Below are 24,393 nucleotides of genomic sequence, written 5' to 3'. Positions count from 1 at the left end.
GCCCCGCACCCCGCCGCCCGCCGGGTCGCCGGGTTCGGTGCCGTCCCTTCCGCCGAGCGCATCGGTTCCGCCCCGGACGCAGGGGCCGGGCGGTGCGTCCACGCCACCGGTCGGTCCGGCGGACGGCGCGCCGCCCGCCCGGCGCAGGCGCCCTCGCCGCGCGCTCGTGCTTGCCGGGGTGTTCGCCGTCCTGCTCGCCGCGGCGGTGGCGATCCCGGTCATCGTCCTGGGGGGCGACGGCGAGCCGGGCGCTGCGAACCCGGCCGAGCGGGCGGCCGCGTCGACGCGGCTGGCCACCGACGCCGCCGCGCGTCGCGCCCAGGATCCGCAGCTCGCCGCCCGGCTCAGCCTCGCGGCCTATGCGATCGCCCCGACCGCCGCCGCCCGTGACGCGCTGATCGCCTCGTTCGGGCAGTCGACCGCGGTGCGGGTGCCCGCCGGCGCGTCGGCGTACTCCGATCTCGCGCTCAGCCCGGACGGCACGACGCTCGCCGGCACCGACGACGCCGGCCGGCTGCACCTGTGGCGCCTCGACGCCGACGGCCGGCCGTCCGTCGCCGCGCAGGGCTCGGCCGGGGACCGCGCCAGCGGGGTGGTCTTCGACAGCAGCGGCCGGACACTGGCGACCGGCGGGGCCACCGACGCCGGCCGGCTGTGGGACGTCAGCGACCCGGCGAGTCCCCGCCCGCTCGGCACACTCGGCACCCAGGCGACGCCGGTGCACCGCCTGGCCCTGTCGACCAGCGCCCACCTGCTCGCCACGGCCGGGGTCGACTGGTCGGTGGGGCTGTGGGACGTCACCGACCCCGGCCGGCCCACCTCCCTGCAACTGCTGATCGGACGGTCCGGGCCGGTGACCGGGGTGGCGCTGCGCCCCGACGGGGCCGTGCTCGCCATCGCCGGGGTCGGTGGCACCGTGCAGCTGTGGAACGTGCGCGACCCGCGCCACCCCGCGCAGATGGGATCGGTGCCGGGCCACACCGGGGCCGTCAACACGGTGGCTTTCAGCCCGGACGGCAGGATGCTGGCCACCGGGGGCGACGACCGGAACCTGCAGGTGTCCGACGTTGCCGACCCGAATCGCCCTCGGGTCGTGCACCGCCTGCCCGGCCACGGCGCGCCCGTGACCACCGTCGCCTTCGCCGCCGGCGACCGCCTGCTGAGCGCGGACAGCGCCGGCAGCGTCGCCTACTCGGACCTCGCCCTCTCCGCGCCCGCACTCATCCCGGTGGGCACGCTCGACTCGCCGGTGCGGGCGATGAGCGCGACCGCCGCGGGGAGCGTCGCGCTGACCGCCGACAGCGGCACGATCCTGCTCGGCACACTGGACCCGCAGAGGCTGCGACGGCGGGCCTGTGCCAAGCCGGCGGTGGCGTTGAACCGGGCCGAGTGGGACCGGTTCGTCCCCGGCATCCCCTGGTCCGACGCCTGCGCGAGCTGATCACCGGCCGACCGCAGGTCAGGGGGCCGACCGGCGTCGGCGCCACCGGCGCACGAACATGACCACCATCCCGACGCCGAACAGCGAACCGCCGGTGACGACCGCGGAGGTGACCGCGACCCGGCGGGTGGAGGCACCAGCCATCCGGACCCGTTCGGTCGCGCCGCGGCGGTCAGGGAAACGGATCACCGCCGTGGCGGTCCCCTCGACCAGCCCGCTGTGCAGCTTCACCGTGGCGGTCCATGGCCCGGCCGGTATCTGCCCGTCGAGTGCGAACGAGACCGGGCTGACCTCCCCGGGCGCGATCGTCGTCCCGAGGTTCGCCCGGAACGGTCCGGCCTGCAGGCCGCCGGGGCCCTTGGTCAACGTCAGGTCGCCGGACATGTCCAGGGCCCGCCCGCCGGTGTTGTGGATCTCGGTACCGATCGTCAGTCGCCCGTCGAGCAGGCGGCTCGCGGTGAGCGCGGCGATGGTGAAGCCGGCGGCGGGCGGTCCGCCGGGACCGATGTCCAGGTACATCCGGATCCCGACCCGGTTGACCATCGCGAACCCGCTGCCCTTCGGCGCCCCGCTGCCTGCCTGCGCCCAGAGCACGCCGTAGTGCTCGCCCGGCGAGGCGTCACGGGGGACGACGACGGTCACCTCAGCCTTTTCCCGGGAGTGCGCGCCGACCTCGATCGCGCTCCGGTCCAGGCTGACCCAGGTGGTCAGCTCGTTGGGCTTGCGCCCCTCGGCGAAGTGGAACGCGCTCCCGCCGAGGCTCGCGGCCCCCGGATAGAGCTCGATCCGCATCGGCTCGTCGGTGTTGTTCACGACCTCCACCTGACGGCGCATCGTGGTACCCGGGTTGAGGTGGTCGACGATGTACTGCCTGGCCCGGGGATCCTTCCATAGCGACGCGGTGACCTCGCCCAGCCTGATCCCGAACGTCCCGTCGGAGTTGACGGTCCCGCTGCGGGGCGCGGCCGACACGGCAGGAGCGGTGATGGTCGGGATGAGCATCCCGACCATCACCGCCAGGGCACCGAGGAGGGTGCCTCTATTCATCCCGCAGCCCCGATCACGGCACCGTGGAATGGGTGATCGTTGCAATGTAGTTGGTGCCGGCGACGGCGGTGGGCGGGATGTCCACCGTCAGCGTCGGGTTCCACGACGCCGAGTTGATGCCGGCGCCGCCGGTGGCCGTCACCGTCGGGACCGCAACGAATTCGCCGGTGAAGTTGACGTCGGTCGCCGTTCCCGTGTTGTTCACGCGGGTGACTGTCCCCGGAGCGTAGTGGATGTTTGCGACCGGGATCGCGGGGAGACCGGATCCCCCCGGCGCGTTGAAGTTGGTGGTGGACACGCTGGCCACCCAGGACGGCGCTTCGATGCCCTGCGTGTCGGTGACCGTGACGAGCCCGAGGGGGCCCGACACGGGCGTCGTGCCGATCGCGCCGGTCAGGGTGGCGGTGGCCGGGGCCGTAATGTTCACGGCCCCTCCGGTGAGGGTCAGGGTCACCGTGGTGTCGGCGGTCGCGGCACTGGCCGGCAGCGCCGTACCGAGGAGCGCGGCGGCAGCGGCGACCGCGCTCAGAAGAAACAGCGATGGCTTACGCAATGGAGCTACTCCCCTATGTGAGGCCGGAGCGCCCGAGCTGCGGAACCGTGAGGTCCGATCCGCGGGGCACGTCGCGCAAGCTATCACCCTGAGTAGCAATTCAATACGCACAGCGACGACCGCGTGTCTCGACAGTCTTCCCCGGACACTGCTCGCCCCACACCAGCCGGACTCGTCCCCGCCAGGCCCGAGATCCAAGCCCGCCCTCGCCCGTCGTGGTAGCAAGCCAGCATCGTGCTGCGGACCTGGTCAGGAGTCGTCGAGATGCGGAGCAGCCTCCCCCCCTCGAGGCGCACGACAGGCAGGTTTTCGGCACTCACGGCCCTCGTGATCCTGCTGGTCGCCTGGTCCGGCAGTCCGGCCCGGGCGGCACTGTCCATCACCGCCCCCGCCACTGCGAACCTCGGTTCGCACGCGTTCGGCGGCGGCACGCTCAGCGTCCAACTGGCGACGACGACCGTCACCAGCACTGACCTGATCGGCGCCTGGACGGCCACCGTGACCTCGACGAACTGCACGACCGGGGCCGGCGCGTCCTACCAGACGATCCCCCGGGCGTCGCTGACCTACTGGTCCGGCCCCGCCACCGCTACGACCGGCCTGCCGTCCCTGGTCAGCCCCGGCCAGCCCACCGCCGCGAGTGCCGTGACGCTGGCAGCCTCCCGCACCGCCTTCTCCGCCACCACGATGGATCTCGACACGAGCACCGTCTCGTGGGAGCCGACACTCAGCGTGGCCATCCCCACGAACGTGATCGTCGGCACCTACACCTGCACCATCACCCACTCCGTGGCCTGAGAGCCCGTAGGCTCACCGCACCGTGCGACAGCACGGCTGGCGTCCCCCGCCCTGCCACGGAGATCGACCGGCCCGCGCGCTCTGCGGGCCGGTCGCCCGGTCAGGCGGGTACCGGCGCCACCCCCGCCGTCAGCTTCCCCAGCCTGGCGACGTTCTCCCCGACGGTGTTGTCGCTGCGGGGCACGTAGTGCGCGTCGAAGGCGATCTTGCGGCCGTTCTCCAGGAAATAACGCAGGAAGGAGGCGGTGGCCGGCTGGCGCAACGCGTCGGTGCGGGCGTAGACGAACAGCGGCTTGCACAGCGGCAGGTAAAGCCCGGTGCCGACGGCCACCGCGGTCGGCGCGACGCACCCCTCGCCATTGTTGATCTCCACGCCACGCAGCCGGTCGCCGAACGTCGCATACGTGGGGTAGTCCAGGAAGCCGATGGCCGACCGGTCACCGGCCACGTCGTTGGCAACCCCGCTCAGGTCCGCCTGCCGGTAGGCGCGCGAGCGGTCGCTGGCGTCGCTGATGGTCGCGTTGAAGACCTCCGCCTGCACAGAGTTGTGGGGCGGACCGACGAACGCGATCGGTTCGTCCGGGAACGAGCGGTCGATCTGGCTCCAGCGGGTCACCGACGAGTCGGCGCCCCAGACCTGCTTGACCTGCTTGAGGCTGAGGCAGCGCAGCCAGGTGTTCTGCGGATTGACCACGATCGGCAGAGTGTGGTGCGCAACCTCGAAGCCGACGACCTTCTTCGCGCAGCCGGGATCGGCGAGGATTCCCGGGGTGAGCTCGAAGGAGGCGTCGGCAAGTTCGGCCTTGCCGCTACACAGGGCCGCGAAACCGTCCTCGGTGCTGGTCGCCTCGATGCTGACGGTGACGTTGCGCTGGGTCTGACGGAACTCGTTGTAGGCGGTTTCGGTGATGGGGGCGACCTCGGAGGAGCCCGCGACCCGGACGAGGTTCGCCTCGGGCGCCGGCTCGGCGGTCGGCCTGGACGGCGCCGGGATCGGATCGGTGGTCGGAAAGGCAGTGGCGGCGGCCACGGAGTCCGAGCCCGAGTCGCGTCCCGTGAGCACGACCCCGGCGGTCGTCCCGACGGCGACGAACAGGACGGCGATGATCGCCGCGGCCACCATCACCCGACGGGACCCGAAGATCCCGCCCCCGCCCCCCTGCGCGGCGCGATGCGACCCCCCGGCATCCGCGGCGGCGCCCGCGAGTGAACCCGCGGCGTCCGCGGGGAGCAGCCCGGTCTCGTCGGCGCTCGCGGCCGCGGCATGGGCACCGGGGCCCGCGAGCGGCTGGCCGAGCACGCCACCGTCACCCCCACCCGGCGGGCCGGTGGCGACCGTCACCCCGTCCTCGCCGGCCGCGCCGCCGGCACCGGCCCCCGGCGGTGGCGTCCCGCCCCCGGACAGGAACGGGGGCAGCGACGTGAGGCTGGCGGCGTCTGGCGGGCGGATGACCGCGGTGACGTCATACGGCTCCTCCACGGCCCCGGCGCCCGCCGCTCCCACGGCGCCGAACACCGCCCCGCCGGTCCGGGCGGAACGATCGGCGAGGTCGGCGGCGATCAGCGCCGCGCCCATCGCCACGTCCGCATCCGGACGGCGTTCGACCCGGCCGGTCTCCGGGAAGGCCGCCCGCAGCCGGCGCGCCACCAGCGGCAGGTGCGCGACCCCACCGGACAGCAGGATGCGGGACAGATCCCCGGGACCCGCCGGCACCGAGCGCAAGGCCCGCCGGAAGATCTCGACGGTGTCGTCGATGATCGGGCCGGCGAGTGTCTCCAACTCGCCGCGGGTCAGTGTGACCGGGGTGTCGACACCGGGCAGCTCCACCGCCAGGTCGACCTCGTCCTCCTCGGCGAGGATCTCCTTCGCCTGGGCGACCTCGCGGCGCAGCCGGGCGAGCGCGGTGCGGGTGGCGGCGTCGGCCCGGTCGAGCCGGGCGGGCTCGACGTCGGCCGCGGCCAGCGCCCGGTCCACCAGCAGCCCGTCGAGGTCGAGCCCGGCGCCGTGGCGCAGCCCCGCCGGGGTGCCGACGACCTGGAACCCGAACGGCGAGAAGGACAGGATCGCGGTGTCGAGGAATCCGGCGCCGAGGTCGTACCAGCCGACGAGGTCGACCGTCTGGGTCACCGAGGCGCGGGCGAGCAGCGTCCCCATCGCGTCGGCCGCGGGAAGGGCCACGACCGGCAGCTCCAACCCGGAGAGCTGGGTGATCGCGTCGGCGAAGGTCTCCCGCCGGCCCGGAGACCAGAACGTCGGGAAGGTCACCACCACCTGGTCCGGCGGGCCGCCGAGCTGGTCGGCGGCCAGGGCGACGAGATGGGCGACCAGGCGGGCGAGCAGACCCTCACGGCTGTAGGCGGCGCCGCCGAGCAGGATCGGACCGCCCTCGCCGAGTTGGCGCAGCAGGTCGGTCCCCGCCCGGTCCGGATCGGCCTGGGCACGCCGCGCCGCCGCGCGGGCGAACTGCAGGCCACCACCCGGTGGCGCGTAGACCACGGACGGCAGCCGGCGCTGCCCGCCGAGTTCGAGCACGCGAGGCCAGCCGCCGTCCGCGACCGCGACAATCGTGTTCGCGGATCCGATGTCGATACCGAGCTGATAACCCACCGCGACTCCCGACCCCGCCTGATCACCTAAACGCCCCGGGGCACCTGGACCGCCCCCGGTCACCGGAGACCTTGCCCCTCCGTATGGTGCGATCATCGTAGACGCTTGACCAGGCAATCTTCATGTCCGGTGTAAGACAGGAAATAACCAGAACCGAAGTCAGCCGCGGGACAACGGGAGCAGTTATCGCCCGGTGTCGGAGGGTGGCGCGGGTTCACCGAAGGCGGTGAGGATCGCGTCGGCGGCGAGCGCGGGGGTGAGCGTGCCGTCGCGGACGCGGCGTTCGAGGTCGGGGGTGAGCTCCCGGACGCGCGGGTGCGCCCGCAGCTCGGCGAGCAGGCGGTCGTGGACCATTGCCCAGGTCCAGTCCACCTGCTGGCGCCGGCGGCGGGCGGCGAGCTCACCGGTGGCGTCGAGGGTGTCCTGATGCTTGATCACCTGCGCCCAGACGGTGTCGAGGCCTGTGCGCTCGGCGGCGCTGCAGGTGAGTACGGGAGTGTTCCAGTCGCGCGGGCCCGAGGAACCCTGCAGCATGCGCAGCGCCCCGGCGAGCTCGCGGGCCGCGCGGCGGGCGTCGAGCTCGTGCGGGCCGTCGGCCTTGTTCACCGCGATGACGTCGGCAAGCTCCAGCACGCCCTTCTTGATCCCCTGCAGCTGGTCGCCGGTGCGGGCCAGGGTCAGGAACAGGAAGGTGTCGACCATGTCGGCCACCGTCGTCTCCGACTGGCCGACGCCGACCGTCTCGACCATGACGACGTCGTAGCCGGCCGCCTCCATGACGACCATCGCCTCGCGGGTGGCCTTCGCGACCCCGCCGAGGGTGCCCGCGGTCGGCGAGGGCCGGATGAACGCCGCCGGGTCCACCGACAGCGCGGCCATCCGCGTCTTGTCACCGAGGATGCTTCCGCCGGTCCGCGTCGAGGACGGGTCGACCGCAAGCACCGCCACCTGGTGGCCCCGCCCGGTCAGCGTGGTGCCCAGCGCGTCGATGAACGTCGACTTGCCCACGCCCGGCACCCCGGTGATGCCGACGCGGCGCGCCTTGCCGGCGTGCGGGAGCAGGGTCACCAGCAGCTGCTGGGCGAGCTCCCGGTGGTCGGGCCGGCTGGACTCGACCAGCGTGATGGCCCGCGCGATCCAGGTCCGCGACGAGGCCAGCACGCCGTCCGCGTACTCGGTCAGATCGATGCGCCGGGTCACGACGTCAGCGACGCCATAGCCAGCGGCGCCGGCACCAGCCATGCCGAAACCGGCGGTGCCGTTGCCAGCGATGCCACAGCCCGGCCCGCTCAGGCGGCGGAGTGGCCGAGCTGCGCCGACAGGGTGGCGAGCAGCTCCAGCGCCGCGTCGGCGATGACCGTCCCCGGCGGGAAGATCGCCGCCGCGCCGGCCGCTCGCAGCTCGTCGAAGTCGCCCGGGGGGATGACGCCGCCGACCACGATGAGGATGTCGGAGCGGTCCAGCGTGGCGAGCTCCTCGCGCAGCGCGGGCACCAGGGTGAGGTGCCCGGCGGCCAGCGACGACACGCCGACGATCTGCACGTCCGCCTCGATGGCCTGGCGGGCGACCTCGGCGGGCGTCTGGAACAGCGGGCCGACGTCGACGTCGAAGCCGATGTCGGCGAAGGCGCTGGCGATGACCTTCTGGCCGCGGTCGTGGCCGTCCTGGCCCATCTTCGCGACGAGGATGCGCGGTCGGCGGCCCTCCGCGCGTTCGAATTCGGCGGCGGCCTCGCGGGCGGCGGCGACATTCCCGGCGGGTCCAGCCTCGTCCCGGTACACCCCGGAGATGGTACGGATCTGACCGGAATGGCGCCCGTAGACCTTCTCCAACGCATCCGAGATCTCACCGACCGTCGCCTTGGCGCGGGCCGCGTCGACGGCCAGCGCCAGCAGGTTCTGCTCCAGGCCGGGGCCGCGGCGGCCGTCGCGGGCGGCGTCGGCGGCGGCGGTCAGCGCGTGCAGCGCCGCCTCCACCACCGCCGGGTCGCGCTCGGCGCGCAGCCGGTGCAGCTTGTCGATCTGTTCGGTGCGCACCGCCGAGTTGTCGACCTTGAGGACCTCGATCGCCTCGTCGGCGTCCACCCGGTACTTGTTCACCCCGATGAGCGGCTGGCGGCCGGCGTCGATGCGCGCCTGGGTGCGCGCGGCGGCCTCCTCGATGCGCATCTTGGGGATGCCGGCGTCGATCGCCTGCGCCATCCCGCCGGAGGCCTCGACCTCGCTGATGTGCCCCCACGCCTTGCGGGCCAGGTCGTAGGTGAGCCGCTCGACGTAGTGGCTGCCGCCCCACGGGTCGATCACCCGGGTGGTGCCGGACTCCTGCTGCAGCAGCAGCTGGGTGTTGCGGGCGATGCGGGCGGAGAAGTCGGTGGGCAGCGCCAGCGCCTCGTCGAGGGCGTTGGTGTGCAGCGACTGGGTGTGGCCCTGGGTGGCGGCCATCGCCTCGACGCAGGTGCGCACCACGTTGTTGAACACGTCCTGGGCCGTCAGCGACCAGCCCGACGTCTGCGAGTGGGTGCGCAGCGACAGCGACTTCGCGCTCGTCGGGGAGAACTGGTTGACCAGCCGCGCCCACAGCAGCCGGGCCGCCCGCAGCTTGGCGACCTCCATGAAGAAGTTCATCCCGATCGCCCAGAAGAACGACAGCCGCGGGGCGAACGCGTCGATCGCCAACCCCGCGCCGAGGCCCGCGCGGATGTACTCGACGCCGTCGGCGAGGGTGTAGGCCAGCTCCAGGTCGGCCGTCGCGCCGGCCTCCTGCATGTGGTAGCCGGAGATGGAGATCGAGTTGAACTTCGGCATCCGCTGCGAGGTGAACGAGAAGATGTCCGAGATGATCTGCATCGACGGCTGCGGCGGGTAGATGTAGGTGTTGCGGACCATGAACTCCTTGAGGATGTCGTTCTGGATGGTCCCGGCGAGCTGCTCCGGGGCCACCCCCTGCTCCTCGGCCGCCACGATGTAGAGCGCGAGCACCGGCAGCACCGCGCCGTTCATGGTCATCGACACGCTCATCCGGTCCAGCGGGATGCCGTCGAAGAGCTGGCGCATGTCGAGGATGGAGTCGATGGCCACCCCGGCCATGCCGACGTCGCCGGTGACCCGCGGGTGGTCGGAGTCGTAGCCGCGGTGGGTCGGCAGGTCGAAGGCGACCGACAGGCCCTTCTGGCCGGCGGCCAGGTTGCGCCGGTAGAACGCGTTCGACGCCGCCGCCGTGGAGAACCCGGCGTACTGGCGAATCGTCCACGGCTGGGTCACGTACATCGCCGGGTACGGGCCGCGCAGGAACGGCGCGACGCCCGGGTAGGTGCGCAGGAAGTCGAGGTTCGCGGTGTCGCTGGCGGTGTAGAGCGGCTTGACCGCGATGCCCTCGGGGGTGTCCCAGGTCAGGGCGTCGACGTCCTTGCCGGTCGCCGCCTCCAGCGCGGTGCGCCACTCGGCCTCGGGGGTGTCCGCGCCGGCCGGCGGGCCGCCGAGCTCCACCTGGGAGAAATCCGGGATGGCGGCGGCGCGCCGGTTCGAACTGTCCACGGACATCAGCGCACTCCCGCCTCGGCCTGCGACGCCTGGAGCACGGCGACCGCATTGCATCCTGTGAAGACGTACCCGTCGATGCCCGCCTCGGCGTCGGCCTGGGCGCGCGAGCCGGGCTGGCCGGCGAGCCACACCTGGCGGGCACCCGCGTCCCGCAGCGCCCGGGCCACCGCAGCGGCATGCTCGGCGTACACCTTGTCGCCCGAGCACAGGCAGGCCACCGCGGCGCCGGAGGCGGCGAAGGCCGCCGCGATCGTGGCCGGGTCGGTACCCGGGCCGGACGTCGGGGTCTCGAACCCGCCCGCCTGGAACAGGTTCGCGGCGAACGAGGCGCGGGCGGTCGACGCCGCCGCGCTGCCGAGGGTCGCCAGGAACACCACCGGGCGGGCCGCCGCCGCGGCATGGGCGTCGGCCCGTGACCGCAGCGCCTCGAAGTCGGCGTCGTAGTGGATCTCGGGTAGGCCGGGGGTGCCACCCGTGGGGGCCGCGAGCGGCTCGACCGAGGCCGGCGCCGGGGCCCGCGTGGGGAGGGTCTCGGCCAGATTCGGGAACTCGCTGACGCCGGTGAGGGGATCCCGGCGATGGGCGATCGCCTCGGCACGCGTCGCCCAGGCGGCCGCGATCCGCTCGGCGACGAGACCGGAGCGCAGGGCCGCGACGATGCCGCCGGCCCGCTCGATCTCGGTGAACCAGGCCCAGGCGGCCTCGGCGAGCTCGGCGGTGGCCGACTCGACGAACCAGGAACCGCCGGCCGGGTCGATCACCCGGATCAGGCTCGACTCCTCCTGCAGGAGGGTCTGGGTGTTGCGGGCGATCCGCCGGGAGAAGTCGTCGGGCAGGCCGAGGCGGGTGTCGAACGGCAGGACCGTCACCGCGTCCGCGCCGCCGACGCCGGCGCCGAAGCAGGCCAGCGTGGTGCGCAGCATGTTCACCCAGGGGTCGCGTCGCGTCATCATCGCCGCCGAGGTGACCGCGTGCTGACGCTGGGCCCGCTCGGCCGGCTCGGCCCCACACACCTGCGCGACCCGCGACCACAGCCGGCGCGCGGCGCGCAGCTTCGCGATGGAGGAGAACTGGTCGGCGGTGACGGCGTAGCGGAACTCCACCTGCCCGAGGGCCTCGGACAGGCTCAGCCCGGCGTCGGTGAGCGCACGCAGATAGGCGACCCCGGTGGCCAGTGACGCGCCGAGTTCCTCGGCGTCGCTGCCGCCGGCGCGGTGGTAGGGCTGGGCGTCGACGACGAGCGCGCGCACGCCGGGGAACTCGGCGACGCAGCGCGCCGCCAGGACCGTTGCCTCGGCGAGCCCGGTCGGGCCGTCCGCCGGCAGGCCCGACCGGGCCGCCAGGCCGATCGGATCGGCGCCGAGGCTGCCCGCGAGCGCAGAGCCGGGCACGCCGCGGGCGGCGGCGAGGCGGAAGAGCTCCTCGGCCGCGGCCTGGGTCTGCGCGCCCGCGTCGACGACCACGGGGGCCAGGTCGAGGTAGACCTCGCCGAGCACCGTGGGCAGGGCGTCGATCGGCAGCCCACCGGGACCCAGACGCAGCCACACCGAGGTGACGCCGTTCTCCAGGTCGGTGAGAATGGCGTCGGCGGCGAGCTTCACATCGGGACCGGCGTGCAGGGCGCGGACGTCCCAGCCGGTGGCGCCCGCACCCTGGGGCCGGGCGCCCCGCACGAACGGGGCGAGGCCCGGCAGTCCCACGCCGCCGGCCGGCAGGTCGTCCGCCGTGTAGAGCGGTCGGATCAGCGGGCCGTCATAGGTCCGCGTCGCCAGCAGCTCCTCGACTTCGCCGGCGGCGGTCGCCTCGGTCGCCACGCCGGACTTGCGCAGGACGCCCAGGACGAGCTTCTGCCACTCGGCGCGGGTGGCCTCCGGAAAGTCTGCGGCCAGCGACAGCCCGGCCGTTGGAACGCTCATGTTCCGGATCGTAGGCGTGGGACGCCCAGGCGGCTTGGAATGTACTTCCTGTCACAAGTCCTTGCCCGCCTTTGCGTGGATGGTGGCAATGTTCACCAGGGTTCACGAGGCCTGCAGTTCCTCCCGATCCCGCACGGCCGGGCCGGCGAGGACCCGCTCGACGGCCGCGACGATCCGCTCCGGGTACCACGCGACGTCGAGCGCGCTGAACCGCAGCACCGTCCATCGCAGGGCGGCGAGCAGGTTGCCACGCAGCCGCTCCAGGTGGAATGCCTCGGCGGAGCTCGTCGTGGTGTAGGTGTCGGCCTCGACGTCGAGCCGGTGCTCCGGCCAGGCCAGGTCGAGCCGCGCGATCGACTGGCCGCTGGCGTCCCGGACCGGCCACTGCAGCTGGGGTGGCGCGAGCCCCGCGTCGATGAGCATCAGCCGCAGCCGGGTCTCCAGCCCCGATTCGGCCCTTCCATCGGCCAGCGGCCACCAGTCCCGCGTCGGCCGGAAGCCCCGCCGACCGGCCGCCGCCTCGCGGGCCGCACGCAGGTTCGACACGGCCCCGCTGCGCAGGGCGGCGTCCATCTCGGCGACGGCGGCCTCCCGGTGGGGCGCCGCGAGCACGAGATCGGCGAGAGTACGCGCCGGCGAGGTCACGGGGATCCCGGCCAGGTCGACCTGCTCGTCGGGGCCCAGCTCGGTGAAGTGCAGCCGGATTCCCCGCGGTTGCGCCCGGGTGAGCCGAGGCGGCAGCAGAAGGTGCACGGGCTCGGCCGGATTCTCCGGCTCCCCACCGGGGAAACCGAGCAGCCGGGCGGCGGTGATGCCGCAGACCACCGCATGGGGGCGGCCGACAAGTGCCGCCCGCACGCGCGCCGACAGGGGAAAGGGAGGCCGCGCGAATACCCCCGGGCAGGCGCCGCCGCTGGGAAGCACCGGCAGGAGTGGACCGCCCTGCGCCACGAGGTGACCGCCGCGCCACCCGTCGTCGGCAACCGCGGGGACCTCGCCGCCCGGCCGCGACGGCTCCGGTGCCCGTCCCGATCCCCAGCGCCCGTCCCCGGGTGCGACCACGTTCCCGCCGACGTCCCCGGTCAGGGGGCCGACCGGGACGACGAAGGCGCCGCGGACAGGGTGACTCCACTGATCGGACTGGACGAGCTGGCGCAGCTGACCGCGGGTCAGGCCGGCGGACATCGCCTGCTGGAAGGTGATCACCCCGCCCTGCCGACGCGCCAACGCGACGGCGGAGTCGAGACCGGGGTAGCGACGGATGACGGGTCGGGTCGGCGGGGACGAGGCCGAAAGGGAAAAGGTCATGAACCGAGAATCCAACAGAATCGGCCCTCCGGCCAGAGGCAACATGAAAGCTGTGGATAACCGCCGCAACGATGGACGGTCAGCAGATCAGGAATCCCGGGAACAGCGCCAACCACTTCCTACTTGCGTCGCATCCTTATTCGAAGAAATGGTCGGGAATGGCATCCGGTGACAGCCGGAACACCAGCGCCACGCGAGTCCGCGCAGCCCGGTCCGCGCAGCCCGGTCCGCGCAGTCCGGTCGGCGCAGTCCGGGGTCAGCAGTTTCCGCGGGTCGGGATGCCGGCGAAGCGGTCGGCGAGGAACTGCAACGCGTCCGCCGTGCGCCCCACCCCGTCGAGATGATCGCCGGGGAAGGGTACCCAGGTCACCGCGACCCGGCGGGCGCAGTACGCCGCCCGCAGCCCCGCCGCCTGGCCGAACGCGACCAGGCTGTCCGATGTGGCGTGGTAAAGGTAGAGCGGGACGCGAGGCGCGACCCGTCCCAGCGTGTTCTCGGCCAGCCGCGCCCGCCAGCGCGGCAGCGTCATCGGGTCGGTTGTCGTCAGATCGGCTATCCGCTCGCCGGCGTACCCGATGACCAGGGCGAGCGCGCAGGCGGTGCGGACGGTGGCGAACACGCTGCGGCCGGGCGTGGTCAGTAGCGCATCCAGCCGCAGCTCCGGGTAGGCCGCGTCGAGGCCGACCGCGGCTGCCAGCCCCAGCCCGGCGGCCCCCTTCCCGTCCAGGGCCCGTTCGACGGCCTCCAGGTCGGCCGGTACGCCGCCGGCGGCGACCCCGCGCACGTCCAGGTCCGGCGCGTAGGCGGGGGCGAGCTGCGCCGCCCATACCGCGGCGCCCCCGCCCTGCGAGTAGCCGGTCAGTCCCACCCGCCGACGCGCCGGGCCGGTGAGCCCCGCGACCCGCGGGGTGGCCCGCACGATGTCGAGCAGGGCATGCCCCTCGGCGGGGCCGACGACGTAGGTGTGCTCGCCCGGGGTGCCGAGACCCTCGTAGTCGGGTACGGCGACGATCCAGCCCCGGCTCAGCGCCCCGCTCAGCGCCCCGACGGCGAGGTTGACCCCCACGGCGAGACCCTTCGACGCCGCGCAGTCATCGCCGAGCCCCTGGGTGCCGGGCGCGTAGCCGAGGATCGGCGCGTCGGCGGCGGGGCGGGCGGGGACAAGCACGGTCCCGCTGACCGCGGTCGGCCTGCCCAGCGCCCCGCTGGACAGGTACAGCACCTGGAACACCCGGGCGCCGAGCGCGGCGAACTGCCCCGCCGCCGGCACGGAACGCCACCACAGAACGTCCCCCGGACGGCCGGCGGGCAGCGGCGCCGGCGGGCGGTAGAACGCCTCACCTGCCGGGGCGGCCACCGGCCCGGCATAGGCGGGCGAGGCAGGCGAGGCAGGCGAGGCAGGCGAGGCAGGCCCGCTGGCATCGGCTGGCGGACGACCGCCCCACGCCCGATCACCCAGCCCGCAGCCGGCGAGTGCCGGCACCAGAGCCAGGGCCACGAGCGCCCCTCGGAGACGACGCAGCGCGCTGTCCGGCATCCGGGCCGCTCCCCTCGCCACAGTTGCCTGGCGCCGGGCGGTCAGGCCCTGCGCTCAGCTTTCTCCCGCGAGCAGCAGCGGGATGTCGTGGGCGTAGTCGGCGACGGCGGTGCCGGCGAGGTAGCCGACGCGGGCGACGCCGTCCGGGCCGATCGCCGTGACCTGGCTGCCGTGCGGCACGACGATGGTCCCATCCGCGGCGGGCGTCGCCGTGCTGAAGGTGACGCCCGCCGTGTCGGCGAGGCGGGTCACGGCCGTGGCCGGCCCGGTCAGGCCGACGAACGAGCGGTCGAACTGGTCGAGCCAGTGGCGCAGGACCGGGCCCGTGTCGCGGGTCGGGTCGGTCGTCGCGACGACCACCCGAACCCGGGCACGCTGCGCTGGTGTGAGCAGCCCGACCGCGGCGGCGAGGTCGGCGACCGTCGTGGGGCAGACGTCCGGACAGGAGGTGTAGCCGAAGAACAGCAGGGTGAGTCGGCCGTCGGCGACCGCGGGCAGGGTCCACGACCGGCCGGCGGTGTCGGTGAGCGTGCTGCCGGAAAGGCGCACCGGGGGGTCGAGGCGCACGCCCCTCACACCTGCGGCCCCACCGACGTCGTCAAGGTGCACCGGCCCCGCGACCGCCGACCGGGAGCCGCCGGCGGGTCCGCAGGCGGCGAGCAGGATCAGCAGCGCGGCGAGGCAGCCGATCAGGGCTGCCGTGCGACCGCGCCCTGGTGACCCGCCGCCGCGGTTCGTCACCCGGCCCTGCTCGCGAGGCCCATCGCGTAGTCGAGCCACCACCGGCCGGCGGCCGGGCCGCCGTTGCACGCGCCGTCCGATTCCCCAGGCACCTTGATCCACAGATAGGCATCCGCCCGGGGATTGCCGGTTCTGCCGGTGGGTGCTGTGCCCAGGCCGCGGCCAGGCGGGTTGCACCAGGCGTTGTCGGCGGCCGGGCCATGACCGTTTCGGGAGGTGTCGACGACGTAGTGGGAGGCGCCGCCGAGGGCCGCGACGACCGCGTCGCCGTAGGCCGTCTCGTCGGCGGTCTCGTCGAAGTTCGACACGTTGAGGGCGAAGCCCCGGGCCCGGGAGACGCCGGCCTGCCGCAGCCGGACGGCGGTGTCCGCGGCGGAATGCCAGGATGCGTTGCCGGCGTCGAGGTAGACGTCGACCCCGACCGCGGCGAGCTGGTCGACGGCGTAGCCGAGCATGGCGTACCGGGCGGTGGCCGCGGCCGGTGCCAGGCAGTCGACCTGGGCCAGGGCGTCGGGTTCCAGGATGACCGCGGCGGGGCCGGCGCCGATGCCGGCCGCGAAGGCGGCGATCCACGCCCGGTAGGCGGACTCGTCGGCGACGCCGCCCGCCGACTGGCCGCCACCGCAGTCGCGCTGCGGGATCGCGTAGGCGACGAGCACCGGCAGCGCGCCGGCCGCCCGCACCACCCGAACCCGGTCGGCGACGCGGGTGCGCACCGTGGCGGGATCCGGATCGCCGAACCAGTCCGCGTGGGAGCGGTCGGCCAGCCGGGAGAGCGTCTGCGCTCCGGCGGGATCGCTCTGGCGCAGCGTGCGCACCGCCTGGGCGGCATCCCCGGCGGGATCGACGTAGAGGGTCGCGGCCGCGAACGGGTCACCCGCCGTCGCGGTGACGACCGCGGTCAACGCGGCGGCACCCGTCGACACGGCGGCACCGGCGGACGCGGCGGTCCCCGCGGCGGCGAGCCCGCCCGCCGTGGCCGCCGAGCTGGCCGACGCCGCCGGACGGGGGGAGGGTACCGGCGTGAGTGCCACGCCGACCTTCGCCGGCGCGGCGGTGCCCGGCGAGCCCGGCGTCGGACCCGGCCACGCCGGGGCGGGTGTGAGGGTGAAGATGCCCGGCTGCGCGACGACCGTGCTCGATCCCCCCGAAGCCCCGTAGGCCGGCTCGATGACGAGCTGCTCCAGCCCGAAGCCGGCGAACACCATGAGCGCCGCGAATGGCCAGAGCAGCGCGAAGAACCGGCGACGGTGGCCCGAGGCGTCCGACACACGACCTCCGAATGCACGCGACCGCACGCGCTTGACGCGCAGTGCCCCGATGTCGGAAAGAGCATATCGGCCGCGACAATGGCAACCAACCGGTGGGTATCGGAAATCTCCCGCTCCGGGAGATTTTCTCCCCCGCCCGGGGGTGCGCGCCATCCGGCAGGTGCGCGTCAGTGACAGGTGTTCAGTCCGCGGCGTTGCGCACCAGTTCCGTGGCCTGTTCCTGCCACCACTTGCCCGCCTCCGGATCACCCCGGCCGCATTCCCCGTCGCTCGCGCCGGGGGTCTTCACCCAGAGGAAGGCGTCCGCGTGCGGATATCCCGTGCTGGTCGTCGGCTTCTCGCCGAGGCCGCGACCAGGCGGATTGCACCATCCGTTCGTCAGCCCGACCGCCGGGCCGCGGCCGTTGCGGGAGGTGTCGACGACGTAGTGAGCACCACCGACGAACCGGGAGAGGATCTCGGCGCGGGCCGCCTCGTCCTCGGTGCGGTAGAAGTTCGCCACGTTGACGGCGAAGCCGCGGGCGTGCGCGACCCCGGCCTCGGCCAGCCGCCGGGCCATGACCGCCGGGGCGATCCAGCCGCAGTTCGCGCCGTCGAGGTAGACGCTGGTCGCCGGCAGCGCGCCGTACACGTCGACCGCGTCGCGCAGCAGCGTGTAGCGCTCGGCGGCCTGGGCCGCGTCGAGCTGGTCGATCTGCCCGAGCGCGTCGGGTTCGAGCACGATGACCGCCGCCGCGCCGCCGATGCCCGCGGCGATCTGGCGGGTGAACTGGCGGTAGGAGGCGGCGTCGGGCAGCCCGCCGGCGGAGAAGACGCCACCCACGTCCCGGTGCGGGATGCCGTAGACCATGAACACGGCGGTGCCCGCGGTCGCCGACGCCGCCGCGGCCCGGCTGTGGACCTCACCGACCACATCGGTGATCCAGTCGCCGACCGGGAAGGCGGTCGGGGTCTGCACGAGCGGGGCGATGGCCGCGGCGTCGGCCGGGCGGTCCTGCGCCTGCTGCGCCGCCTGGCTGTGCGGGTCGACCAGGAACGGGCCGTGGGGCGCGCGGCCCCGCGCGGCGGCCTCGTCGGCGGCAGGCGACGGACCGCTCCCGGCGCTACCGCCCATGGGGCAGCGGCTCGGGTCGGGTGCGGGCACCGCGGTCCCGGTGTCGGCCCCGCCCGTCACGCCGCCGGCCGACTTCCCGCCGCCGTCCGGGCCGCACCCGACCAGCGCCACGACCAACACCACGACCGCTGCGAGGACGGCGGTGACCCCGCGGGGACGGCCGCAGGCGCGCGGGTACCTGGACGTCGGCACGAAGGCACTCCTCTCGACGGTGGCCTCGCCGACCCTGCTGTGGGGTGGCCGCCACGGGAGACCCACTCCCCTGTCGGCCGCGGCGGCAGCCGTCAGGGGGTCACGTGCACCCAGGTCGCGACCGACGGCACGTTCGCACCGTTGTCGACGAAGAGCATGTACCAGTCACCCGGCAGTACGTTCGGGTTGTCCGGCACGCTCACGGTGACCGTACCGTCCGCCTGTTCGGTGATCGGCAACGCCACCGATCGTTGTTCGGTATCGGTCACATGGGTGTACGCGCCGGGCCGCATCAGTCGGACCTTGCCGATCTTCTGCGAGGTGCGCAGGGTGATCGTGGTGCCTCGGGTGATCGTGTCCGGAGCGCTGCGAATCACCGGGCGTTCTCCGGCGTAGAGGTAGGGCGGCGAGTAGACCTCGACGCGGGTGTCGAAGGTGTTGTCGTCGCTGAGCGGGTTGGAGCCGAACACCGCGACCCGGCCGTCGGGCAACAGCAGGTACTCGGAGTGGTAGTCGCGGCCGACGTGCGGGTCGGCCACCGGGCGGAACGTCTTCGTCGCCGGATCGTAGATCTCGGCGGTGAGGGTGTCCTTCGCCCGGTAGCGCTGCGACCCACCGGAGACCAGCATGGTGTCGTCGGGGAGCAGCACCGCGCCCGGGTACCGCTTCGGCGCGCGCAGGTCAGGGCCGCGCTGCCAGACCGGCTGCGGCTTGGACAGGTCGACGATGGCGGTCCGGTCGGTCGTCACCTGGGTGTCACCGACGCCGCCGCCGCCGATGAACATCACCTTCTGGTCCTGCGCCGGAGCGAGCAGCACGGTGCCGGCCGTCTCGTTGACCTCGGGCAACGGCAGCCCGGGAACAGCCTGGAACTGATTGTTCGTCAGGTTCCACAGCCCCGACTGACGGGCCTCCAGCGACGCCGGGCCATAGCCGGCGTTGGCCCCGGAGAAGAACAGCCGGCCGTCCGCGGCGAGCAGGAGCGACGGATAGGTCGGAAACTCCTTGCGCAGCTCCGGATGCTCGATCCAGGCCGAGTTCGCGATGTCGAAGGACTCGGTGTTGCCCGGGTCGATGTCGCCGTTCTCGTTGAGTCCGGAGACGGCGACGACGGCCCCGTTCGCGAGCGTGACCAGCGTCGGGTACCAGCGGGCGTGCTGCAGGAACCCGGTCTTGACGTACCGCTGGCTGATCGGGTCGAACAGGTAGGAGTCCTTCAGCCCCTCATATTCCTTTTTCTTGCCGTCGGGGGCGTCCTGGGCCAGTACCTCGTAGGCCTTCGTCCCACCGGCGATGAGCAGGTCGCCGTTGGGCAGGAACGCGTGGCCGGCGCAGAAGACGTCCCATGGCGTGTAGATCTTCTGGAAGCTGTTCGCCGTCGGATCCCACAGGATGGTCTCGAACCGCTTGGCGTCGAAGTTGTTCTTGTCGTTGCCGGAGCCGGCCATCAGCAGGACCTTGCCGGTGCGCAGCAGCGCGGCGTGAATCGAGCGCGAGCCGCTGTCCGCGACGATGTCCCATCGCCCGTTGTCGCGCATGTAACCAGGCTGGTGGGAGCGCCAGTCGTCGTAGCGATCGGACGCCCAGGAGTCCATGTACGGGAAGTTGCCGGCGATGACGACGAGCACGATGATCGTCGCCTGCAGGAGCCGCCGACGCCGCCGGGAGGCCGTCGGCGTGGCGGCGACAGGCGCCATCCGCGGGTCGTCGAGCGGCCGCGGTCCGCCTGGCGCGGGCAGGTCGGAGACGGTCGGCGGGCCGGGATCAGGCGGCGGGCCGGATCGCCGGGGACGGTCGGCCATCAGTGCAGCTCCTCAAGCGTGCCGTCGAGGGTGACGCGGCGGCGGCGCGGGGTGAGCCTCATCGTGACGTCCTCGGCGTAGGCGGGCAGCTCGCCCGCGGCGGACACCCCGGCCAGGTCCTTGTCACGCTGGGTCAGAACCGTCTCCTGCTCGGCGTACACCGGCTTGTCGTCGGCGTACACCGGCTCGTCGTCGGCGTAGGCGGGCTCGTCGTCGGCGTAGGCGGGCAGGTCGGCCGGCAGCTCGGCCGCCCGGCGCTCTCGGCGCCGCTCGCGCCCGTCCGCACGCCGATCGTGATCCCGTGCTGGCCGCCCACCGGAAGCGGGCAGCGTGCGGGTGATGACAGTGTCCTGATCGATCCCGCTGCCGCCACCACCACCGGCACCGGCACCGGCACCGGCTGCAGCCCGGGCCACGGCGGCGGCCGCCGCGGGGGCGGACAGCAGGATGGTGGGACCATCCACACCCGTGGGATCGCCCGCACGGCCGGCTGACTTCGCCGACGCGGCGGCCGGCACCTTCGCCCCGACGATCGTCACGGTCTCGTTACCGACGCCCGGCGCGCCGGCGTCAGCCAGCTTCGCGGGAATCGGCACGTGCTCCGTGGCGGGGTCGGCGAACATCCCGACGACGGCGGCCGGCACCTCCTCGGTGACCGGGTCGAGGGCCGACGGGTACCCGGCCGCGGCCGCGCGGATGGGTACGGGCCTGGCGGACCCGACGGTCCGCGGCGTCGGCACGTGCGCGGCGGGCAGCGGGTTCGGCGCCGTCGCGCGCCGCGGTGCCAGGATCGGTTCGAGGCGCCACAGCCCGATCGGCAGCAGGCAGGTCACCAACGACAGCGAGACCCAGATCATGTTCGCCGGATACAGGTGGCCGAGGGCTGCGGCGGCGGCGATCGACCCCGCCGACCAGATGGCCCAGAACAGGTGTTTGCGGAACGTCAGCAGCCGGTCGGGACTCACCTGATCGCCCTTCGGCGTCACGACGAAGCCGAGCTTGCGCCGGAAGATCGCCCCGACGAACGCCGTCGAGTAGAACGGCGTGCACAGCACCGACACGAAGATGCCGGACATCCCGGCGCTGCCCGCCTCCTCGTGCGGGCTGGTGTTGAACCGGCGCAGCCAGAAGTAGAGCAGCAGCCGGGCGGCGAACACGTCGATGTAGAGCGCCAACCATGCCGAGACGTGCACGACCACCCCGGTGGAGCCGAGCGCCATGTAGGTCGTGGTGAGGATCATGCCGAGGATCCAGGTCAAAGCGACCGTCGGGTAGTGGAGCATGAGCGTGGCGTAGTGCAGCCGCGGGCCCCAGGCGAGCTTGCGCATCCGACCGGCGGCCTCGGTGACGAGGACCTCGTTGGCGCCGCGCGCCCACCGCAGCTGCTGGCTGAAGAAGTCCGTCCAGGTGGCCGGGCCCTCGCCGACGGCGATGACGTCCGGGGTGTAGACCGACGTCCAGCGGTGGTTCGTCTGCGGGTTGCGAGCGCCGTGCACGGCGAAGGACGTCGCGAGATCCTCGGTGATCGAGTCCTGGAAGCCGCCGATCTGCCGCCAGGTCTCGACCCGGTAGGCGTGGTTCGTGCCGACGAACATTCCCGAAGCGAACCGGTTCGCGGCCCGCTGGACGACCGAATGGAACATGTAGTTCTGCGCCTCGGCACCGCGGGTCAGGTAATGGCGAAAGTTTCCATAGACCTGCGGGCCGACGACGAAAGCGACGTTCGGATCCCGGAAATAGCCGAGCATGCGTTCCGCGAAGTTCGGCAGCGGAATATGGTCCGGGTCGACGGAGAGCACCACGTCGTAGGTGTCGCCGTGCGCGTCGAGCCACGAGTTGTGGTTACCGTGCTTGGTTTTGGCCCGGAACCGGCCGCGGCCGGTGTTCCAGCGTTCCACGCCCTTGCGGGAGAAGTGGTTGACCCCGATCTCGGCGCACATCGCGCGCACCGCCGGGTCGTCGCCCTCGTCGAGCAGCCAGACGTCGATCGTCGCGTCATGGCGGATGTTGCGGGCCGCGATGAGGGTGTCCCGGACGACGTCGATGGGTTCCTTCGCCGGCACGATCGTCGTCGTGAAGGCGACCCGCAGTCCCTTCGGCGGTCGCACGGGCACCGGATTGCGCATGATGTACGCCGACCAGCACAGGGTGATCGAGTTCAGCAGCCGGATACCCTCTGTCACCACGATCAGCCAGAACATCACGGCGTTGCCGACCTGGACGACGGTCGGCAGGTACTTCGAATGCGGGTAGTGCTGCGGCTGGATCAGCCACACAAAGAACAGCGACGACACACCCACAGTGGCGATGAGCTGCGGCAACACCTGGTGGAGCGCACGCCCGACCATGACTTTGCGGTAGGCGACGTGGTACTCCCCACGGGCGGGGGGCTCCTGGAGCGGTCCGGCGAGCGTCGAAAACGACGCATAGTCATAGGCCATGATCGACCCCACGTTCCGCGGCCCCGCTGCCGCCCTGGATCCCACCGGAGATCTGCGGCCCTGCGACGCCGACGGTGCCGGCCTCGGTCACCGCGACGGAACTCGCCCGCCCGCCGGCCGCCGAGGCATGGGTCTCGCCCGCGGCCCGGCGGGTGAGCAGCAGCCAGCTCACAGCGGCCACAACCACCACGATTCCGGCCAGTGTCGCGACCCACAGGCCCACGCCGACGCTGCCCGCCGCGACCGGTTCGTCGGTCTGGAAAGTACCGATGCGCAGCCGGCCGATCTTGTGCACCAACGGATCGGCGGCGTCCAGCCGGCTCAGCGCGAGGCCCGCGACCCCGGCACCCAGCGCGGCCAGCGGCGCGCCGAACGCGGCCCGGCCGCTTCGGTGCGCCAACAGGCAGATCAGTGCCGTGAGCAGGCCACACGCAACCACCAACGGCCCGGTCGGGCGCAACTGCCAGCCCGATCTGGTCACCACGAGCAGCGCCGCGCCGCGGTCCGACAGCGTCGCGCGCGCCCACGTGCGCGTCACGGCGACCGCCGCGATCAGGCCGGCCAGCGCGCACAGCGCCAGTGCCCGGTCCGACCAGCGGGCGACCCCGGCCGACGCTCGAGTGGGAACCGGGTCGCTCACCCGCGGCGCCCCGGACCGCGGCCCGCCGGGCCGCCCACCTGCAATCGGTTCATCGTCGAGCACGAAACCCCTCCCGGCGGACCGCTCATGCGAGTCGGCGCCTGGGCCGACCGCACTGGCGTGCCGCGATACCGCGCCACCCCCTGGCGCGACAGGACCCACCAACCCGCGCGGACGCGTGGCAGTAGCCCCGCTGATAGACGCTCAGCGGCGCGATAATGTTGCCCCATCCGCACAGGATTGCCGTTACGTGAGCGTTCCTCGGGAACGCTGTGTACACAGATTATGCGGAGGCTCCGAATACCGCTCCGCCGGGCCCGGCCCGTCCGGCTGCCATTGTGACAGTGACGTGAGGGTCATTCGGGGAACGGGCTGGCGAGATTAATCGAGACGGGAGGAGGCGTTGTCCGGCCGGTTGTCCCGCGGAGAGATGACGCCCGTGTGCCGCTGATCAGTTACGGACGATGAGCGCGATCGCCACGGTGACCCCGAGCGTGATTACTGCCGTGCGCAGGAGAGCCGGGCGCAGCCGCCGGGCGATCCGGGCGCCGAGCAGGCCGCCGAGCAACGAGGCGACGACGAGGATGCCCGCGTATCCCCAGGCGACCCTGGCGGTGACCAGGAACACAGCAACGCCCAGGGCGTTCACGCCGAAGGCGAGCAGCGTCTTGAGCGCGTTGGTCCGTTGGAGGTCGTCGACGAGCAGGATGCCCAGCACCCCGAGCAGCAACACGCCGAGCCCTGCGCCGAAGTAGGAGCCGTACACGCCCGCGACGAAGATCCCGATCCGGGTGGGCCAGGTGACCGTGTTCCCCGACCCGCCGTTCCCCGACCCGCCGTTCCCCGACCCGCCGGCCGCGGCCCGCCGACGCGCCACGAGGGCGGCCAGCCGGGTCTGCGCCGCCAGCAGCAGGCATGACACCAGGACGAGATACGGGACCAGGGCCCGGAAGCTGTCCGACGGGGTGGCCAGCAGCACGATCGCGCCGACGATGCCGCCGAGCATCGCGGGCGGTCCGAGCGCCCGCAGCCGGTCAAGCTGGTCGGCGAGCTCACGGCGGTAGCCCAACGCGCCGCCGGCATAGCCGGTGAGCAGGCCCACCGAGGAGGTGATGTTCGCGGTCAGCGCGGGCATCCCGGTGGTGAGCAGAGCCGGGAAGGCGATCAGGGTGCCCCCGCCGGCAATGGCGTTGACCGCTCCCGCCAGCAGGCCCGCCCCGGCTGTCAGCAGGGCATCGGCTGGACCCACGCATCCTCCTCGGCACACACCGTCGCACCGGATGCGCCGAGCCGGCGTGGGCGGCACAGTCCGCGCCGGCCTACCGGCCGGTTCCCCGGACAAGCCACCTGCACCTGCGCGACGGCGCACCCGGGTGATGTGCCCGAGCATCCGACTCCGGCGGCGAAGATGGGCGGCAGTGTGACGAGGCAGGTGCGCGGCGAGC

Annotated in this window: 16 protein-coding genes and 1 pseudogene; 2 read left to right on the top strand and 15 right to left on the bottom strand. The window is 73.2% G+C overall.

Going from position 1 to position 24,393, the window contains the following annotated elements:
* Positions 1-1,441: pseudogene (locus NBZ83_RS06800) on the top strand (WD40 repeat domain-containing protein); the annotation flags it as partial.
* A gap of 18 nt (positions 1,442-1,459) precedes the next feature.
* On the opposite strand, the gene NBZ83_RS06795 reads toward NBZ83_RS06800, so the two are convergent.
* Both NBZ83_RS06795 and NBZ83_RS06790 read right to left on the bottom strand, forming a co-directional pair.
* On the bottom strand, positions 1,460-2,488 hold the full coding sequence (locus tag NBZ83_RS06795; RefSeq protein ID WP_261569038.1) for a DUF916 domain-containing protein: 1,029 nt from the start codon (positions 2,486-2,488) through the stop codon (positions 1,460-1,462).
* Positions 2,489-2,501: 13 nt separating this feature from the next.
* Positions 2,502-3,041: a hypothetical protein gene (locus tag NBZ83_RS06790; RefSeq protein WP_261569039.1), complete on the bottom strand. Its 540-nt coding sequence runs from the start codon at positions 3,039-3,041 to the stop codon at positions 2,502-2,504.
* A 264-nt stretch (positions 3,042-3,305) separates the two neighbouring features.
* Between NBZ83_RS06790 and NBZ83_RS06785 the strand changes: the two genes are divergently transcribed.
* The gene (locus NBZ83_RS06785) at positions 3,306-3,839 is read left to right on the top strand and encodes a hypothetical protein (protein WP_261569040.1); all 534 of its coding nucleotides are present in this window, start codon (positions 3,306-3,308) and stop codon (positions 3,837-3,839) included.
* Between the two features lie 100 nt (positions 3,840-3,939).
* Here the strand turns inward: NBZ83_RS06785 and NBZ83_RS06780 are convergent, their stop codons facing one another.
* The 13 genes from NBZ83_RS06780 to NBZ83_RS06720 all read right to left on the bottom strand — a co-directional run bounded on the left by NBZ83_RS06780 (position 3,940) and on the right by NBZ83_RS06720 (position 24,197).
* On the bottom strand, positions 3,940-6,447 hold the full coding sequence (locus tag NBZ83_RS06780; protein ID WP_261569041.1) for an Hsp70 family protein: 2,508 nt from the start codon (positions 6,445-6,447) through the stop codon (positions 3,940-3,942).
* A 183-nt stretch (positions 6,448-6,630) separates the two neighbouring features.
* Positions 6,631-7,689, bottom strand: coding sequence for a methylmalonyl Co-A mutase-associated GTPase MeaB (gene meaB / locus NBZ83_RS06775; RefSeq protein ID WP_261569042.1), 1,059 nt, complete (start codon positions 7,687-7,689; stop codon positions 6,631-6,633).
* A gap of 47 nt (positions 7,690-7,736) precedes the next feature.
* The gene (gene scpA, locus NBZ83_RS06770) at positions 7,737-9,986 is read right to left on the bottom strand and encodes a methylmalonyl-CoA mutase (RefSeq protein WP_261569043.1); all 2,250 of its coding nucleotides are present in this window, start codon (positions 9,984-9,986) and stop codon (positions 7,737-7,739) included.
* The gene (locus NBZ83_RS06765; RefSeq protein ID WP_261569044.1) at positions 9,986-11,902 is read right to left on the bottom strand and encodes a methylmalonyl-CoA mutase subunit beta; all 1,917 of its coding nucleotides are present in this window, start codon (positions 11,900-11,902) and stop codon (positions 9,986-9,988) included. The genes scpA and NBZ83_RS06765 overlap by 1 nt, the downstream gene beginning before the upstream one ends.
* A gap of 102 nt (positions 11,903-12,004) precedes the next feature.
* Positions 12,005-13,210 carry a type IV toxin-antitoxin system AbiEi family antitoxin domain-containing protein gene (locus NBZ83_RS06760; RefSeq protein ID WP_261569045.1) on the bottom strand — a complete coding sequence of 402 codons (1,206 nt, stop codon included), beginning with the start codon at positions 13,208-13,210 and terminating at the stop codon, positions 12,005-12,007.
* A gap of 256 nt (positions 13,211-13,466) precedes the next feature.
* Positions 13,467-14,747: a lipase family protein gene (locus NBZ83_RS06755; protein ID WP_261569046.1), complete on the bottom strand. Its 1,281-nt coding sequence runs from the start codon at positions 14,745-14,747 to the stop codon at positions 13,467-13,469.
* A 54-nt stretch (positions 14,748-14,801) separates the two neighbouring features.
* Positions 14,802-15,488: an SCO family protein gene (locus tag NBZ83_RS06750; RefSeq protein ID WP_261569047.1), complete on the bottom strand. Its 687-nt coding sequence runs from the start codon at positions 15,486-15,488 to the stop codon at positions 14,802-14,804.
* Positions 15,485-16,759: a glycoside hydrolase family 6 protein gene (locus NBZ83_RS06745; RefSeq protein WP_261569048.1), complete on the bottom strand. Its 1,275-nt coding sequence runs from the start codon at positions 16,757-16,759 to the stop codon at positions 15,485-15,487. The genes NBZ83_RS06750 and NBZ83_RS06745 overlap by 4 nt, the downstream gene beginning before the upstream one ends.
* A 181-nt stretch (positions 16,760-16,940) precedes the next feature.
* The gene (locus tag NBZ83_RS06740; protein ID WP_261569049.1) at positions 16,941-18,065 is read right to left on the bottom strand and encodes a glycoside hydrolase family 6 protein; all 1,125 of its coding nucleotides are present in this window, start codon (positions 18,063-18,065) and stop codon (positions 16,941-16,943) included.
* A gap of 92 nt (positions 18,066-18,157) precedes the next feature.
* On the bottom strand, positions 18,158-19,867 hold the full coding sequence (locus NBZ83_RS06735; protein WP_261569050.1) for a kelch motif-containing protein: 1,710 nt from the start codon (positions 19,865-19,867) through the stop codon (positions 18,158-18,160).
* A complete protein-coding gene (locus NBZ83_RS06730) occupies positions 19,867-22,308 on the bottom strand; it encodes a glycosyltransferase family 2 protein (RefSeq protein ID WP_261569051.1) in 2,442 nt (813 codons plus the stop codon). The genes NBZ83_RS06735 and NBZ83_RS06730 overlap by 1 nt, the downstream gene beginning before the upstream one ends.
* On the bottom strand, positions 22,298-22,948 hold the full coding sequence (locus tag NBZ83_RS06725; RefSeq protein WP_261574547.1) for a hypothetical protein: 651 nt from the start codon (positions 22,946-22,948) through the stop codon (positions 22,298-22,300). Before NBZ83_RS06725 ends, NBZ83_RS06730 begins: the two co-directional genes overlap by 11 nt.
* Before the next feature lie 451 nt (positions 22,949-23,399).
* Positions 23,400-24,197 carry a sulfite exporter TauE/SafE family protein gene (locus NBZ83_RS06720; protein ID WP_261574546.1) on the bottom strand — a complete coding sequence of 266 codons (798 nt, stop codon included), beginning with the start codon at positions 24,195-24,197 and terminating at the stop codon, positions 23,400-23,402.
* Positions 24,198-24,393 lie beyond the last annotated feature (196 nt).

It is taken from the genome of Frankia gtarii, from assembly GCF_025403375.1.
Lineage (GTDB): Bacteria > Actinomycetota > Actinomycetes > Frankiales > Frankiaceae > Frankia > Frankia gtarii.
Note: the sequence above shows the minus strand (reverse complement) of the source record. Positions and strands in the feature narration are given on the sequence as shown.